Origin of the sequence: uncultured Faecalibacterium sp., from assembly GCF_900066275.1 — a bacterium.
Lineage (GTDB): Bacteria > Bacillota > Clostridia > Oscillospirales > Ruminococcaceae > Faecalibacterium > Faecalibacterium taiwanense.
The window spans coordinates 154,603-171,108 of record NZ_FMFG01000001.1 but is presented as its reverse complement, the minus strand read 5'-3'; the positions used below and the strand labels follow the sequence as shown (position 1 = coordinate 171,108).

At 61.2% G+C, this 16,506-nt stretch carries 12 protein-coding genes; 4 read left to right on the top strand and 8 right to left on the bottom strand.

Annotated elements, in window-relative coordinates; genetic code table 11:
- Positions 1-73: 73 nt before the first annotated feature.
- On the bottom strand, positions 74-2,119 hold the full coding sequence (locus tag QZL71_RS00840; protein WP_294647356.1) for an AAA family ATPase: 2,046 nt from the start codon (positions 2,117-2,119) through the stop codon (positions 74-76).
- A gap of 136 nt (positions 2,120-2,255) precedes the next feature.
- Between QZL71_RS00840 and pulA the strand changes: the two genes are divergently transcribed.
- Positions 2,256-4,211, top strand: coding sequence for a type I pullulanase (gene pulA / locus QZL71_RS00835; protein WP_097774630.1), 1,956 nt, complete (start codon positions 2,256-2,258; stop codon positions 4,209-4,211).
- A 49-nt stretch (positions 4,212-4,260) separates the two neighbouring features.
- On the opposite strand, the gene QZL71_RS00830 is transcribed toward pulA, so the two are convergent.
- Positions 4,261-5,652 carry a S1C family serine protease gene (locus QZL71_RS00830; protein WP_154256085.1) on the bottom strand — a complete coding sequence of 464 codons (1,392 nt, stop codon included), beginning with the start codon at positions 5,650-5,652 and terminating at the stop codon, positions 4,261-4,263.
- A gap of 194 nt (positions 5,653-5,846) precedes the next feature.
- Between QZL71_RS00830 and QZL71_RS00825 the strand changes: the two genes are divergently transcribed.
- The 3 genes from QZL71_RS00825 (at position 5,847) to QZL71_RS00815 (ending at position 9,702) form a co-directional block, all read left to right on the top strand.
- A complete protein-coding gene (locus tag QZL71_RS00825) occupies positions 5,847-6,713 on the top strand; it encodes a GNAT family N-acetyltransferase (protein ID WP_097781190.1) in 867 nt (288 codons plus the stop codon).
- A 259-nt stretch (positions 6,714-6,972) separates the two neighbouring features.
- Positions 6,973-8,577, top strand: coding sequence for a peptide chain release factor 3 (locus QZL71_RS00820; protein ID WP_005943533.1), 1,605 nt, complete (start codon positions 6,973-6,975; stop codon positions 8,575-8,577).
- Positions 8,578-8,718: 141 nt separating this feature from the next.
- Entirely contained in the window at positions 8,719-9,702 is a 984-nt protein-coding gene (locus tag QZL71_RS00815) for an aldo/keto reductase (protein ID WP_294647354.1), read from the top strand.
- A gap of 268 nt (positions 9,703-9,970) precedes the next feature.
- On the opposite strand, the gene QZL71_RS00810 is transcribed toward QZL71_RS00815, so the two are convergent.
- From QZL71_RS00810 to gpr, 6 genes are all read right to left on the bottom strand, one after another.
- Positions 9,971-11,275, bottom strand: a complete 1,305-nt coding sequence (locus QZL71_RS00810) for a murein hydrolase activator EnvC family protein (RefSeq protein ID WP_294647353.1) — start codon at positions 11,273-11,275, stop codon at positions 9,971-9,973.
- Between the two features lie 89 nt (positions 11,276-11,364).
- Positions 11,365-11,568 carry a hypothetical protein gene (locus QZL71_RS00805; protein ID WP_044953882.1) on the bottom strand — a complete coding sequence of 68 codons (204 nt, stop codon included), beginning with the start codon at positions 11,566-11,568 and terminating at the stop codon, positions 11,365-11,367.
- 123 nt (positions 11,569-11,691) lie between these two features.
- A complete protein-coding gene (locus tag QZL71_RS00800) occupies positions 11,692-12,735 on the bottom strand; it encodes an A/G-specific adenine glycosylase (RefSeq protein WP_294647351.1) in 1,044 nt (347 codons plus the stop codon).
- A 71-nt stretch (positions 12,736-12,806) separates the two neighbouring features.
- Entirely contained in the window at positions 12,807-14,195 is a 1,389-nt protein-coding gene (asnS, locus tag QZL71_RS00795; protein WP_005943546.1) for an asparagine--tRNA ligase, read from the bottom strand.
- 343 nt (positions 14,196-14,538) lie between these two features.
- A complete protein-coding gene (locus QZL71_RS00790; RefSeq protein WP_005943550.1) occupies positions 14,539-15,678 on the bottom strand; it encodes a stage II sporulation protein P in 1,140 nt (379 codons plus the stop codon).
- Between the two features lie 29 nt (positions 15,679-15,707).
- On the bottom strand, positions 15,708-16,493 hold the full coding sequence (gene gpr, locus QZL71_RS00785; RefSeq protein ID WP_294647349.1) for a GPR endopeptidase: 786 nt from the start codon (positions 16,491-16,493) through the stop codon (positions 15,708-15,710).
- Positions 16,494-16,506: the final 13 nt, after the last annotated feature.

The window sequence follows — 16,506 nt, the reverse complement described above, 5'->3', positions numbered from 1 at the left end:
GGGGTTTGCTGTTCCTATAAATAATTCTTCCGCTGAGCATGGCCAGAGCGAAGCGGAGGCCATTCTGAATCTCTCACTCCTCAAATTCCAGATCGCTGGGCAAAATCAGGTCCAGCTCGGCGGCAGGTTCTGCCACAAGGCGGCGGCTCTGGTGGAAGATGGCCTTTTCCAGCGTGTTGCGGGCAAGACGGCCGTTGCCGGCGGTGCGGCTGTCCAGCGCCTGACGGCGCTTGTAGTAGCCCAAAAGCGGGAAGGTACAGCCCTCGGCAAGGCGGTAGCCCTTGCCCTTTGCCAGCACGTTGGTGATGTCCAGCAGCTCGTCCGCCGTGTAGTCCGGAAACTCGATCTTGTTGGGGAAGCGGCTGGCAAGACCGCTGTTGGCGGTAAGGAACACCTCCATCTCCCGGGTGTAGCCCGCCAGAACGACCACCAGCTCGTCCCGGTGATCCTCCATGCCCTTCACAAGGGTGTCGATGGCTTCGAGTCCAAAGCTGTCCTGCTCGCCGCGGTAGAGGCTGTAGGCTTCATCGATAAACAGCACACCGCCGAGGGCACTCTCGATGACGCTGTTTGTCAGCGGGGCGGTGTGGCCGGTGTAGCGGCCCACAAGGTCGGCACGGGTCACTTCCACCAGCTGACCGCCCTTCAGCGCGCCGATGGCCTTGAGGTACTTTGCCACCAGCCGGGCAATGGTGGTCTTGCCGGTGCCCGGGTTGCCGGTGAAGATCATGTGCATGGAAAGGCTGGTGGTCTTGAAGCCTGCCGCCGCGCGGCGCTGCTGCACCTGCAGGTTATCCGCCAGACCGAACACATACTCCTTGACCGCCCCAAGGCCCACAAGGCCGTTGAGTTCGGCGCGGATTTCATCTACAGCGCCCGTGTACTCGGCAGGCAGCAGGGCAGACAGCTCCTGCTCGGGCTGGTCGTTCAGGCAAAACCATACGCCCTCCGGCTTTGCGGTCAGGGTGACGGTGCCGGTAAGCTTTGCATCAGTCTGCAGGCAGTATTCACTCAGGGCACGGAACATTTTATTGCAGCATTCCGCAAGGCCCGCCGCACCCTTTTCCTTAGAGCACTGGGCGGCTACATAGTCCCGCACATCGGCCCCGGCAGAGAGGGTCAGCCCAAGGCGTGCGCTCACCTTCTGGGCCAGCGCATTCAGTTGCTGCGCCGCCAGCGCTGCAAGGTCCTCCCGGGCAAAGGCGCTGGTCTCGCACACATCGCCCACCGCTGCCACAAAGGGCGCACCGAACTTATCCGCCAGCGCGTCCCGGCCCTTGCGGGAAAAGAAGATGAGGTACTTGCCGCAGGGCGTGATACTGCTCACCGCGCCCGGTGCCAGCGCCGTGCCTGCATCCACAAGGATGCCCTCCTTGTTCACAAGATACCGGCTGGAAAGCGGTGCGCTGCCCTTCACAGCAAGGTCTGCAAGGGTCTTGAGGAAGGCCGCATGGCAGTTCTCGTAATGCTCAAAGATCACGACCTCCCCGGGGGCGTGCAGGGCCGCATACAGATCCTGCAAAAACAGCTTTTCCGCACCGGAATTGGGGTAGAGGGCAAGGTCCACCACCGCGGTTTTGTCGCTCTGCAAAAGGCCCCGCGCCGCCATGATGCGGGCGGTCTCTGCCAGCGCAAAGTGCCGCCCCGTACCGGCTCCGCCGCACAGCAGGATCACATTGCGTGCTGCCGGGCGCTCGGTGCCCAGCACAAAGGGCCGGCGCATGGCGCGCACCACGCTGTCCACAAAGGCATCCTGCCCGAGAACGGTCTTTTTCACCTCGGCGGCAAGGCCCTCAAAGCTACCAAGGTGCTCTGCGGTCACATCGGCAGTGCCCTTGGCAAGCAGGCCGTCCGCTTCCATATCCCGCAGCATCTGGCGGCTGTCCTCCAGAGCAGACTGCACCGCGTCATCCTTGGTTCTGAGCTGGGCGTTCTGTTTTTTGAGCAGGGCATCCAGCTGCTTCTGGTTTTCCAGCAGAGCAGCGTTCAGGTCCGGCACGGCTGAGGTCCCGGATTTCTGTGGCTTTGCCTCCGGCTGGGCGGTGCCGCCAAAGCGCGGCCTGCCCCCTGCACCGAACACACCGTTCATAAGGTTTTCCCAATCGTCGGTATATGCCATGGTTTGCCCTCCGTTTTTGTCGTTTTCTTCCAGTATAGTGTACCCGGACAGCTTTTGCAATTCCCTCTTGCAAAAAAGACCGCCGGTGTTTACACTTATATCTGATAGGAAATCTGCAAGAAGGAATTAAGAAACTATGACCGTCAAAACGCCCGCCGAACTGAAAACGCTATACGAGAGCATCTCCTTTGACCTTCAAACCACCTACACCGGCCCGCTGGGGCAGGAATATGCTGTTTCCGGCACCCATCTGCGCCTGTGGGCACCCACGGCGCAGAGGGTGGAGGTCAGCCTTTACCGCAAAGGCAGCGGCGGTGAGCCCATAGGCACTCTGCCGCTGGAGCGGGGGCAGCAGGGGGTGTGGAGCATCTATCTGCCCGGCGACCAGCACGGACGATACTACACCTATACGGTCACGGTGGATGGCATTTCGCGCCAGACCGGCGACCCCTACGCCCGCGCTGCCGGTGTGAACGGCACCCGCAGCATGATCGTGGACCTTGCCCGCACCGCCCCCTCCGGGTGGGAGCGGGATGTGCGTCCGGTCATCCCGCCGGAGCAGCGCGCGGTGTGGGAGGTGAGCGTGCGCGACTTCTCGCAGGACGCTGCCAGCGGCGTGCGCCCGGCATGGCGGGGCAAGTTCATGGCCTTTACCCAGCAGGGCACCACCCTGCACGGGGACGGCATCCACCCCACCTGCCTGAATTATTTAAAGCGGCTTGGCGTGAAGTATGTGCAGCTGATGCCCATTTTCGACTTTGGCAGCGTGGACGAGGCAAAGCCGCTGCTGCGGCAGTACAACTGGGGCTATGACCCCACCAACTACAATGTGCCCGAAGGCAGCTATTCCACCGACCCCACCCGCGGCGAGGTGCGCATCCGGGAGTGCAGGGAGATGATCGCAGCCCTGCACGCGGCGGGCATCGGTGTGGTGATGGATGTGGTGTATAACCACATGTACCGCAATGAGAACCCGCTGAACGATACCGTGCCCTGCTACTTTTTCCGCCAGAACGAGGACGGCAGCTTTTCCAACGGCAGCGGCTGCGGCAACGAATTTGCCAGCGAGCGGCCCATGGCCCGGCGGTATATGATCGATTCCATCCTCTACTGGGCGCAGGAATACCACATCGACGGCTTCCGGTTCGACCTGATGGGTCTGTACGACGTGGAGACCATCAACGCGGTGCGCGCCGCGCTGGATACGCTGCCCGGCGGGCGGGATATCCTGATGTACGGCGAGCCGTGGCAGGGCGGCGGCAGCCAGCTGCACCGGTACGAGGCCAACAAGGCGAATCTTGCCATGCTGAACGATCGCATCGGCATCTTCTGCGACGACACCCGCGACACCATCAAGGGCGGCTGCTTCAACGCCCGGGAGCCGGGCTATGTGGAGGGCAGGCCCGGCAGCTTCTGGGACATCGGCGGCGCGGTGGCGGCATGGTGCCGCAGCGACCGTCTGCCGCCCCACGCGCCCAGCCAGATCGTGAGCTATGTTTCCGCCCACGACAACTTCACCCTGTGGGACAAGCTGCTGCTGGTGCGGTACGAAAAGCCGGAGTTCACGGCGGCAGACAGCACAGCCCTTGCCCAGAACCGGCTGGCGGCGGGCATTTACCTGACCAGCTTCGGCCTGCCTTTCCTGCAGGCGGGCGAGGAGTTTGCCCGCACCAAAAAAGGGAAGGGCAACAGCTACCGCTCCTCGCCTGCGCTGAACCGGCTGGACTGGGAGCGGGCCGAAAAATATCATGCACTGGTGGACTACTACCGCGGCCTGCTGGCTCTGCGGGCAAGGTTTCCGCGGCTTTCCAGCACCGACCCCCACGCGCCGGATGCCCTGTACTTTTTCTCACTGGAGCAGCCGCTGGTGGGCTGGCAGCTGCCCGCCCAGTGGGGCGACGGCGCAGCATGGCAGGCGCTGTGCGTGTTCTATAACCCCACCGAGATCAGCAAGGTTGTGCCGCTGCCGGTTGGGCGCTGGCAGATGCTGAGCGACGGCATCTCGTCCAGCCTGTGGCGCGGCCCGGCAAGAGTGTATGAGCACGAGGCCGTGCTGATGCCTTACAGTGCCACCATCTTTGGACAGATATAAAAACAGGAGCGGATGGAAAACTCTCATCCGCTCCTGTTTTCTATTTTGCTCAGCTGTTGGAAGCCGTCTTTTCGCCCAGTGTCACATTGACCGTCTGCATCTGGCCGTCGCGTGCAATGGTGATGGAAAGCGTATCGCCTGCTGCGTGCTTCTGCATCAGGGTGCCAAGGTCGTCCTTGGAGGCGATCTCGGTGCCGTCCACGCTCACGATGCGGTCACCGGCCTGCAGGCCTGCCTTTTCGGCAGGGCCGCCCTTGACCACCTCCACAACGTAAACGCCGTAGGCATTCACGCCCAGTTGAGAAGCAGTCTGTGCGTCGGTCACGGCCAGATAGGTGATGCCCAAATAAGGCCGTCCGGTCACATATCCGTTCTCCAGCAGCTCCTGTGCCACCTTGATGGCATCGTTGATGGGGATGGCAAAGCCCAGACCCTCTGCATCGCTGGAAGAGGATTTTGCATTCACAATGCCGACCAGCTCACCGTTCATATTGAACAGGCCGCCGCCGGAGTTGCCGGGGCTGACCGAAGCATCCATCTGGATCAGGGACATGGTGTTCACAGAGCTGCTGCCCTGAATGGTGACGCTGCGGTTCAAAGCGCTGATCATGCCGCCGGTCACGGTGCCGCCCAGCTCACCCAGCGGGTTGCCCACAGCCATCACGCTCTGGCCCACCTTCAGGCTGTCGCTGTTGCCCACGGTGGCGGGGGTCAGGCCGTCAGCATCGATCTTGATGACCGCGATATCGCTGGTGGTATCTTCGCCCACGAGGGTGGCGGTGTAGTCCTTGTCACCAATGGTAACGGTGATGGTGGAAGCGCCGTCCACCACATGTGCACAGGTGAGGATGTAGCCGTCCGAGCTGATGATCACGCCGCTGCCGGCACCGCTCTCCACCTGATTCTGGCCGTACCACGACCACTGAGAGTAGACCACCTGCTCCGTAGTGATGACCACCACGCTGGGGCTGACCAGATCAGCCACCTGTTCAGTGGTCAGGCTACTGCCGCTGCTGGATGCTGCGGTGATGGAACTATCCGAACCGGATGCACTGTCGGCCGTAGAGGAAGGTGCCACCTGCTGAATGACCACCTTGCCGCTGCCGCCAAACTTTGCCCCCACAAAGCCGCCCGCAAAGCCCATGGCTGCGGCCAGCACCAGCGCCACGGCGCTGCGTGCAACGCGCTTGCCATTGAACTTTTTCTTCTTTTTAGGGGGCTGCGCGTCCTGCGGCTGTACCGGATGTACCGGCGGCGTTGCACCGCCTGCGCCGTTGTCTGTCTGCGGGGCGGTGTAAGCGGTCTCCGGTTCCGGCTGCGGGTCGTTGTACTGGTTGGCGGTGTTCATGCCGCTGCTGCCCACATTGGGATAACCGGTATCTCCGCTTTCGTTTTTATCCTGAGAGGAATAATCATATTCCCATTTGTTCTCATTGTCCATGCTGATACTTCCTTTCCGTAAGGGATACGTCCACAGGAGCCCTGTTCCTTTGAACTGCTCCTATTGTAACCGTCAATTGTGAAAATCAATCGCGCGCGCCGTGAAGAAACTGTGAAAAAAAGACGCACTTTCCGCCCTTGACAGCGGCCTTTGCGCTTGCTATTGTAAAAGCGTAAATTCAGGAGGAACACACCATGGAACTGCACCGCACAGACGAGGGCTTTGCCCTCTATAAGGAAAAAACACAGATCGGCTTCTGCGCGCTCACGCCCGCCGCAAAGGGGGCTGCCATCACCGCGTTTGGCATCGAACCGCAGTGGCGGCGCAAAGGCTACGGCTCCTATCTATTAAAAGAAACTTTGCGCGCCTACGCCGGATACGACCGCGAAAAGGCTACCGTATTTACCGCCCCGCTGCCCGCCGATGCCGCAGAGCTTGCGTTCTGGGCAAAGTTCGGCTTTGCGGCAGAAGGCAGGCAGTTGGTGCGCCGCCGCACGCCGGACCTGACCGCCGTCAAGTTCGTGCAGGACTTTCTGGCCGCGCGGCTGGCACAGCCGCGCCTTTGCATCGATGCTACCTGCGGCAACGGCGGCGACACGGCCTTCCTGTGCGGCATCACCGCGCCGGAAGGAAAAGTAGTCGGCTTTGACGTGCAGGAAGCTGCCATTGCATCCACCAGGAAGCATCTGGAGCAGCTGGGCGTGCCTGCCGCCCGGTATGAGCTGCACTGCCAAAGCCACGCAGACCTTTTACAGGTTGTGCAGCCCGGCACGGCAGATGCGGTGATGTTCAACTTTGGCTGGCTGCCCGGGGCCGACCACGCAGTGTTCTCCACCGCGCAGAGCAGCATCCCCGCCCTGCAGGCGGCTTTGGAAGCCGTGCGCCCCGGCGGCGTGGTGAGCGCCATCCTCTACAGCGGGCAGGTCATCGGCACGGATGAAAAGCAGACGGTGCTGGAATATCTCCGGGCACTTCCGCTCAAAAGTTTTACCGTTCTGGTGTGTGATTTTGCCAACTGGGCCGAAACCGCCCCTCTGCCCTGCATCATCCTGAAAAAATAACGAAAACACTTGCATTATGGAGCGTTTTCGGATAAAATAGGGGATGTATGTGTAAAAACGAACTCCTTCAGTCTCGCATTCGCTCGACAGCTCCCTCTGGGAGGGAGCCTTTGACGCTGCGGGAAGGCAAAAGCCTCCCTCTTTGAGAAAGACTTCCCCCGGTCGGGGGAAGATGTCACACAAGTGACAAAAGGGGGAACAGTGGCATCGCGGAGCGATGACGGAAGGAGTTTTATCCGTATAGGAGAAATACTAGTTTATGACAAATCGTGAAGAAATCGAGCGCCGCCGGACGTTTGCGATCATCAGCCATCCCGACGCCGGTAAGACCACTCTGACCGAAAAGCTGCTGCTGTACGGCGGAGCCATCAATCAGGCAGGCTCCGTCAAGGGCAAGCAGAGCGCAAAGCACGCCGTGTCCGACTGGATGGACATTGAGAAGCAGCGCGGTATTTCCGTCACCTCTTCTGTCCTGCAGTTCAACTACGCGGGCAAGTGCGTGAACATTCTGGACACCCCGGGCCATCAGGACTTCTCGGAGGACACCTACCGCACCCTGATGGCGGCAGACTCTGCCGTCATGGTCATCGACGCTGCAAAGGGCGTTGAGGCCCAGACCATCAAGCTGTTCAAGGTGTGCACCCTGCGCCACATCCCCATCTTCACCTTCATCAACAAGATGGACCGCGAAGCCCGCGACCCCTTTGAGCTGATGGAGAACATTGAGGAGATTTTGGGCATCAAGACCTACCCCATGAACTGGCCCATCGGCTGCGGCAAGGAGTTCAAGGGCGTGTTCGACCGCAACACCCGCAAGGTGCTGGCATTCTCCAGCGACGGCCGCGCCAACGGCGTGAAGAAGGTGGATGAGACCGAGGCCGAGCTGGGCGATCCCGCACTGGACGAGCTGCTCACCCCCTACCTGCACCAGCAGCTGGTGGATGAGATCGAGCTGTTGGACGGCGCTGCCGAGGAATTTGACCTCGACAAAGTGCTGCGCGGCGAGCTGAGCCCCGTGTTCTTTGGTTCTGCCCTGACCAACTTTGGCGTGGAGCCTTTTCTGGAGAACTTCCTGCGGCTCACTCCCACCCCGCTGGCCCGCGTGGACAGCCTGACCGGCGAGACCGTGGACCCCTGCCGCGACGAGTTCTCTGCCTTCATCTTTAAAATTCAGGCCAACATGAACAAGGCCCACCGCGACCGCATCGCCTTTATGCGCATCTGCTCCGGCAAGTTCGAGCGCGGCATGGAGGCCTTCCATGTGCAGGAGGGCAAGAACATCAAGCTGGCCACCGGCACCCAGCTGATGGCGCAGGACCGCGCCATCGTGGACGAAGCCTACGCCGGCGACATCATCGGCCTGTTCGACCCGGGCATCTTCTCCATCGGCGACACCTTGTGCACCGGCAAAAAGAAGGTCCAGTTCGCAGGCATCCCCACCTTCTCGCCGGAGCACTTTGCCCGCATTGAGCAGAAGGACACCATGAAGCGCAAGCAGTTCGTGAAGGGCATGGAGCAGATCGCGCAGGAGGGTGCCATCCAGATCTTCCGCGAAGTGGGCGGCGGCATGGAAGAAGTGGTGGTCGGCGTGGTCGGCGTGCTGCAGCTGGAAGTGCTGGAGTACCGCCTGAACACCGAGTACAACGTGGAGATCCGGATGCAGCAGCTGCCCTTTGAGCAGCTGCGCTGGGTGCAGAACGACCCCGACACCTACAACCTGCGGGATCTGGACCTGACCAGCGACACCAAGGCTGTGGAGGATATGAAGGGCAACCGCCTGCTGCTGTTCACCTCCGACTGGGCGGTGCGCTGGGCTGAGACCCACAACGAAACGCTGAAACTGAGCGAGTTCGGTAATATCTGAGTTGAAAGAGAGCTGCGGTGCGGGAATGTCCCGCGGCTGCGGCTCTTTTTTATAAAACACAAAAAATACAACGAAAAATGCCAGCTTTTGAATGAGAGGTTCCCATTGCGGGGAACACTGCTGGCATGGAGGGTAAAGTATATGCAGAATATCAATATTGGCAAAAGCGGCATTCAGGTGCCATTTCTCGGCATGGGCACCTGGGCCATCGGCGGCGGTGCATGGTGGGGCGACAACGACGACAGCCTTTCAGTCAAGGCCATCCAGACTGCTGTGGAGCAGGGCATCCAGTGGATCGACACCGCCCCCATCTACGGCCTGTACCACAGCGAGACCGTGGTGGGCGAAGCCATGAAGCACATCGACCGCGACAAGGTGGTGCTTTCCACCAAGTGCGGTTTGGAGTGGCGGCATGAAACACCGGTGCTGCACAAGGTCGTGGACGGCACCACCGTTTACCGCGACCTTTCTGCAAAGAGCATCATCGAGGATGTGGAGGACAGCCTGCGCCGCCTGCACACCGATCATCTGGATGTGCTGTACACCCACTGGCAGACCCCCGATTTCGGCATCTACCCGCTGGAAGAGACGGTGGAAGCCATGATGAAGCTGAAGGAGCAGGGCAAGATCCGTGCCATCGGTGCTTCCAATGTCACTGCGGACATCATCCGCGGCTACTGCAAGTACGGTCAGCTGGATGTCATTCAGGAAAAGTACAGCCTGCTCACCCGCCGTGTGGAAAAGCAGCTGCTGCCTACCTGCAAGGAGCTGGGCGTTTCGGTGCAGGCATACTCTCCGCTGGAGCAGGGCCTGCTGACCGGCAAGGTGACCATGGACACCACCTATCCCGAGGGCAGCACCCGCAACTCGAACCCCAGCTTCCAGCCCGCCCGCCGGGCACAGGCGCTGGACATGCTGGCAAAGTGGGGCGACCTGACCGAGAAATACGACTGCTCTCTGGCACAGCTGGTGATCGCCCTGACCGCCCGCATGATCCCCGGCCTGCATGTGCTGTGCGGTGCCCGCACCCCGCAGCAGGTGATGGACAACGCCGGTGCGCTGAACATCAAACTGGACGGTGCCGATGCCGTCCGCATGAAGTGGGACGTGGATGCCATTTCCTGATGATTTGACCATCGAAACAGCCTCCGCTTCGCTCTAGCCGTATTTAGAGGAATTATTCTTTTATGTTTGGGTCCTGAAAAGCCTGCGGGCTTTTCAGGACCCTTTTTTCACGTAAAAGATCGAAACCGGCAGATGATGCCGTTTTTCTTTATGACTCTTTCTGTGAAAATGCAATGCCGGACAGCCCGCAGGCCGTCCGGCATTGCTCTTATAAAAATAAAAATTCCGCTGTTTATGGCCAGAGCAAAGCGGAGGCCATTTAAAATCGTCAGCTGTTCTCCTTCCAGAACAATCCGCCGCTGGTCTGGAACAGCATCCACGGGTTCACGCTCTTGCTGCCAAGCTTGAAGTCCATGGTCAGCTCCTCGCCCAGCACGCCTACAGCCTGCCCCTTTTCCACCGTCTGCCCGGCAGAGACGGAAAGAGTCTGCAGCCCGTACAGGTAGCTGCGCATCCCGCAGCCATGGTCGATGACCACCGTGTTGCCGGTAAGGGCCAGCTCTGCGGCCAGCACCACCACGCCGTTTGCCGGGGCGCGGCAGGGCTCGCCGGGAATGGTATAAAGCTTTGTGGAGTTGGAACGGCTGCCCTGCCTGCCGTTCACCACCCTGACCTGACCGTAATCCACAAGGGTGGTGTAGCTTTCCACCGGGTTCACAAAGCCACCCTGCCACATTTTTTCCCGCGCGGGCGCTTCGTACAGGCCCCAGACTGCATTGCGGAACTGGGTGTTTGCCGCTTCCGATGCATCCGGTTCCGGCTCCACGTCCACCGTGCCAAAATCCTTGGGCAGCACGATGATGCTGCAGGTGATAGTCTCGCCATTCACGGTAATGTTCACCTCATGCCCGCCGGAGGAAGCGTTGTATGCCGCCGGGATGTAGGCCCGCCAGCCATCGGCTGCACGCACGCACTGCACATTGCCAAGGTCGGTCTCCACAGTGGGTGCTGCATCGCCGGTCATGCCGGAGATGCGCAGGCCCACAATGCCGCCCTGCTCCACCCGCTCGGCGGAAAGCTCCACCTCCGCGCTGGCCTGCAGGGTGAACCGGAAGGCATAACGATACCAGCCGGTGGGCTTTGCAGGCTTTTCCAGCCCCAGATTTCTGCGCACTGCGCCGGTGCTGCCGCCCTCAAATTGGGTGGCCATGCCGCCCTCCGGCACCCGCCAGACCGATAGCTCTGCCTTATATTCGCCGTTGGCCGGGAACAAAAAGCTTTGATAATCGCTCACACTGCCCACAAATACAATGCTGCCATAGGCGTTCTGGATGGTGAGGGTGGTGTAGCTGGCCCAGTCCGGCAGGGTGATGGCCGGGTGGGCCGTGTACAGCGTGCCCAGCTTCTGCACCGTGAGGGTGGCGGGGCTGGCAAACACCTTATCGAGCTTTCCGCCGATGAGTGGCACCTGCCAGCACCAGCCGTTGGGTTCCAGCGCTTCGGTGCCAAACTGCGCGGTGCTGTCCGGGCAGCCGCCCTCAGTGGTAAAGGCATAGCTCACGCCCATCACCGCGCCCAGAAAGATGCCTACGCCCAGCACCACACCCACGAGCCAGAGCAGAAAACGCTTCATGATACACTCCTTCTATGTAGCAAAAAGGGCGCACCGGCACAGCCTTTTGCAGACTGCCGGTGCGCCCGAAGGTTTACGGTTCGTGTTTTTTATTCTGCAGCATCCTCTGCAGGGGCAGCCTCTTCGGCAGCAGCCTCCGGCTCTACCGTTGCAGCATCGTCCTCGCCGAACAGCAGACGCTCGTACTCGTCCAGCTCCTTCTCACGGCGGTGCAGGTAAACAGCAACAGCAGCAAGGGCACCGGCAACAGCGGCCAGAACAGTGATCACAGCGACCAGACAAGATTTCTTCATAGGTTCAATACACTCCTTTTTTCGTTGAAACGATGTTTCAGCTTTCATTCCAGTGCTTGTTGGCTTTTATTATACCCGTTCCTGTCAAAAATTACAACCATTCAGGTCAAAAAGGCCAAAATTTCATACTATAAGCTTCCTGTATGCCTTGAATGCGCCGGGCAGCGTATACTCGGCCTGCAGGGCTTCCCGGCTTGCCCACACGCAGCCTGCCGGGGCATCTTGGGCGGGCACATGCAGCAGGATGCCGTTCATATGCCACTCGATGTGGCTGAAGATGTGCTTTGCAGCGGGCAGCGCTTCCGGCGCGGCGGTGCCGGTATCCAGCCCCATGGCCTGCAGGCGGGCAAGGACCTCTCCGGCGGCAAGGGTTTCACCCTCCCACAGTACCGGCTGCCACAGCCCGGCAAGCAGGCCCTTTTGGGGCCGCTGCTGTAAAAGGAAACCTGCCGGGCTTTCCAGCAGGGCCAGCGTCACAGGCTGCAGTCTGCGGGGCTTGGGCGCTGCTTTGCGGGGCAGCTCCAATGCAGTGCCCGCAGCACGGGCGGCGCACAGGTGGGCAAGCGGGCATTTTTCGCACAGGGGCGCACCGTTCGGCACGCAGACCAGCGCTCCCAGCTCCATAAGGGCCTGATTGTAGTCGCCGGGCGCATCCGGCGGCTGGTGCTCCATCACGCGGGCGGTGAACGCTTTTTTCACTGCCGGTTCCGTGACGGCAGCGGGGTCGTTGTACAAACGGGAGAACACCCGCAGCACATTGCCGTCCACGGCGGGCACCGAGATGCCGAAGCTGATGGACGCAACGGCTCCCGCCGTGTAGTCCCCGATGCCGGGCAGGGCCCGCAGGGCATCATAGTCGGCGGGCAGCTGTCCGCCGTACTGCTCGCAGACGATGCGTGCAGCCTTTTGCAGGTTGCGCACCCGGCTGTAGTAGCCAAGACCCTCCCAGAGCTTGTGCAGCTTTTCCTCTTCGCAGGCGGCAAGGGCCGGAATGTCCGGCAGGGCGGCGAGGAAGCGTTCGTAGTAGGGCAGTGCCGCCGAGACCCGGGTCTGCTGCAGCATGATCTCGCTGAGCCACACATGGTAGGGACTGGGGTCGGTGCGGAAGGGCAGGATGCGGTGGTTTTTGTAAAACCAGTCCAGCAGGGCAGGAGAGATATTTTCCACTTGTTTTGTGCTCCTTATCAAAAAACGGGCCGCCGCAAGGTGCAGCAGCCCGGTAAAAGTATGCGCGCTTATCAGAAGCCGTATGCAGTGCGGGGGAAGGGCAGCACGTCACGGATGTTCTGGATGCCCGTGAGGTACATGATCATGCGCTCGAAGCCCAAGCCGTAGCCAGCGTGCTCCACGCCGCCGAACTTGCGCAGGTTCAGGTACCAGTCGTAGTTGGTCTTGTCCATGCCAAGCTCGTCCATGCGGGCCACCAGCTTGTCGTAGTTCTCTTCACGCTGGCTGCCGCCGATCAGCTCGCCGATGCCGGGCACCAGCATATCTGCGGCTGCCACGGTCTTGCCGTCCGGGTTCTGCTTCATGTAGAAGCTCTTGATCTCCTTCGGGTAGTCGGTGACGAACACAGGCTTCTTGAACACCACCTCGGTCAGGTAGCGCTCGTGCTCGGTCTGGATGTCCACGCCCCACTCCACAGGGAACTGGAACTTCTTGTTGTTCTTCTTCAGGATCTCGATGGCCTCGGTGTAGCTGATGCGGCCAAACTCGCAGTTTGCCACCAGCTCCAGACGCTCGATGAGGCCCTTGTCGATGAACTGGTTGAAGAAGGCCATTTCATCCGGGCAGTTGTCCAGCACGTAGCGGATGACGTACTTGGTCATGGCCTCGGCGGTGTCCATGTAGCCGGACAGGTCGCAGAATGCCATCTCCGGCTCGATCATCCAGAACTCGGCGGCGTGACGGGTGGTAAAGCTCTTCTCGGCGCGGAAGGTGGGGCCGAAGGTGTACACCTTGCCGAATGCCATGGCCATGGCCTCGGCTTCCAGCTGGCCGGAAACGGTCAGATTGACCGGCTTCTCGAAGAAGTCCTGGGTGTAATCCACAGTGCCGTCCTCGTTCTTGGGCACATTCTCCAGATCCAGCGTGGTCACGCGGAACATCTCGCCTGCGCCCTCACAGTCGGAAGAGGTGAGCAGCGGAGAGTGAGAGTAAACGAAGCCGTTCTCCTGGAAGAACTTGTGGATGGCGTAGGCAGCGGCGCTGCGCACGCGGAAAGCGGCGTTGAAGGTGTTGGTGCGGGGGCGCAGGGTGGGCATGGTGCGCAGATATTCCATGCTCATCTTCTTTTTCTGCAGCGGATACTCGTCCGCCGGGCAGTCGCCCAGGATCTCCACGCTGTCGGCATTCAGCTCAAAGGGCTGCTTTGCCTGCGGGGTGAGCACCAGCTTGCCCTTGACGCGCAGGCTGCTGTACAGACCGGTGTGGATCACCTCATCGTAGTTTGCCAGCTTGCCTGCTTCCAGCACGACCTGCAGGGTCTTGAAGCAGCCGCCGTCCGACAGGGCGATGAAGCCGATGTTCTTGGAGTCGCGGATGTTCTTTGCCCAGCCGCAGACGGTGATCTCGGTGCCGTCGGCGGGGGTGTTTTTGAACAGCGAAACGATCTCAGTGCGTTCCATAGTGTTTGTTCTCCCTTTCGATATAAAATGAAAAAGACAGCTTTGTTCTCCCTGAAAGTTCAGGGCGAACAAGCTGTCTTGTAATGTCCGCGGTGCCACCTGAATTACCGGAAGTGTCCGGTCGCTCACGCGCTCAATAAAAGCGCTGCCCCTGTAACGCAGGGCCTGCGGCGCACCTACTAATGGCAGCTGCCATGTTCAGTTTGCTGCTCCCGGGTGTTCGTTCACGCGGCGTGCGGGCGCGGCTCTCAGCTGTGCCGCACTCTCTGGGCCGGACGGCCCGCGCTACTTTTCCCGATCTTTGCATTTGACCTTTAAAAAATAGCACTTTGGCGGCGTTTTGTCAAGCACCGCCCAGCAATGCGGCAGCAAGGCCCTTTGCCGCCAGCTGCCCGGCATAAAGAGCCTCGTTCAGGTTATTGCCGTGCCCGCCGATCTCAATGAGCAGGCTGCCGGTGGTCAGATCCTGATTGTAGAACCGGTAGCTGAACAGCACCGGCCGGGTAAAACCGGGGTACATTCCTTCCATGCTGCGCTCCCACGCAGCGGCAAAGCGCAGATTCTGCCGCCAGCCCGGCAGCTGAACGGTGGTGCCGTTGTCGCACCCGCAGATGATCATGACCTGTGCGGCCTGCCGCCCGTCCACCGTGCACACCGGGGCATAGCGGCTGCCGCTTTCCGTCTCGATGGCGTCCCGGTGGACATCCAGCACCACCTTGATGCTGGGATACCGGGCCAGATACTGCTGCACCACGGCCCGGCTGTTGGCATAGCTTCCGGTGTAGCTGGGGTAGTCGTTCAGGGTCTCGTCGTGCAGGGTGTTGATGCCTGCCGCATTGAGGGTATCGGCCACCACACGGCCCACCGCGCACATGTTCACGCTGCAGTCGGTGCTGCGGGCACCATCGCCGGGGGCAAACCACAGCCCGGCCGAAAGGCGGTAGTCCTCGGTGGCGTGAGTGTGCATCACCAGCACCTGCGGGTCGGGACTGTTCGGCTCAATGGCAAAGGGCAGCGGATTCTCGATCTCCGCCGCAATGTCTGCCGCCGTCTGCCGGGTATTGTTTTTGATGCTGCCCGCCCCGCAGGGAATGTACTTTTCGCCGCTGCCCTGCGGATAATTTTTTTCAATGACAGTACCCGCATCCGCCGGGCGGGCTTCCTCGCCCAGCAGCGGCACAAGGTAGTCCTCAATGTTCCCGGTCAGCGCCTGCACGGCCTGCGGCAGAGAGGATGCCGCCGCTTCCGGTGTGCTGTCCGGTGCGGCTTCCACCTGCACAGATGATGCGGGCTGCTCCTGTGCGGACTGCCGCCCCAGCCAGAAAAGAGTTTCGGCCATTGGCAGCGGTGCAGTAATGGCCGCAGCCAGCATCAGTGCCGCCGTGCGGGCAAAGATGCACAGTGCGGCAAACAGAGCAGCCGCTTCCAGAAACGGCACGATATGCCCCTGCGCCCGGGCGGGCGGCAGTGCTTTGCTGCGCATAAAATAACCTCCCTTCCGGCCCACCGGTGTTACCCCGCCAGCCAGAACAGCTGCGCCACGCTGAGCCTTGGCTGCAAGGCCCGGTTGATGGCACCGGCCAGAAGAGCCGAGCCGTGGGCGATCACGCTGTCCAGCGCCCGGGGCGTGACCACAAGATCTGCTCCTTCGTCCGAATCCATCAAGGTGGGGATGCCCGCCGCGATCACCGGCACGCCCAGCGCTGCCGCGTTCAGATGCTTTGCATGATCCGCCTGCGCCGGGTACAGCCCGGTGTCGGAGAACTGCACGCTGCGGCCCAGCCGTGCACCCTCGGCACTGCAAAGGCTGTCCACGCAGATCAGGGCTGCCGGCCGCACTGCTTCCACCATGGCCCCGGCCAGCTGGCGCAGAGTCAGCCCGGTGGAGGCCGACACCCCCGGCGCAATGGCGGCCACCGGCCGGATGCCTTTTACCGGCAGCGTGTGCTGCGGCCCCATGGTGACTAAAATCTTCTGCGCCGTGCGCGGACCGAGGGCATCCGCCGTGACCCGCCGGTTTCCGATGCCCAGCACCAGCACCGGCCCTTCCGGCGGCAGCAGGGCGCGCAGTTCCGCCGCACAGGTCTCGATCACCGCAGCATCCCGCTCGTCCAGCACGCTGACGCTGGGCATTTCCAGCGTGACATACCGTCCGCGGGGCTTCGCCAGCCCTTCGCGCGCGATCTCCACCCGCGTTATTGTGACCCCGCCGCGCTTTGCTGTGGCAAGCCTTACCCCGGCAGGCAGCGCCCCCTGTGCCGCGCCAAACATCTCGTCTGCCATATCGGTAAAACGCATTTTTCTGCTCCTC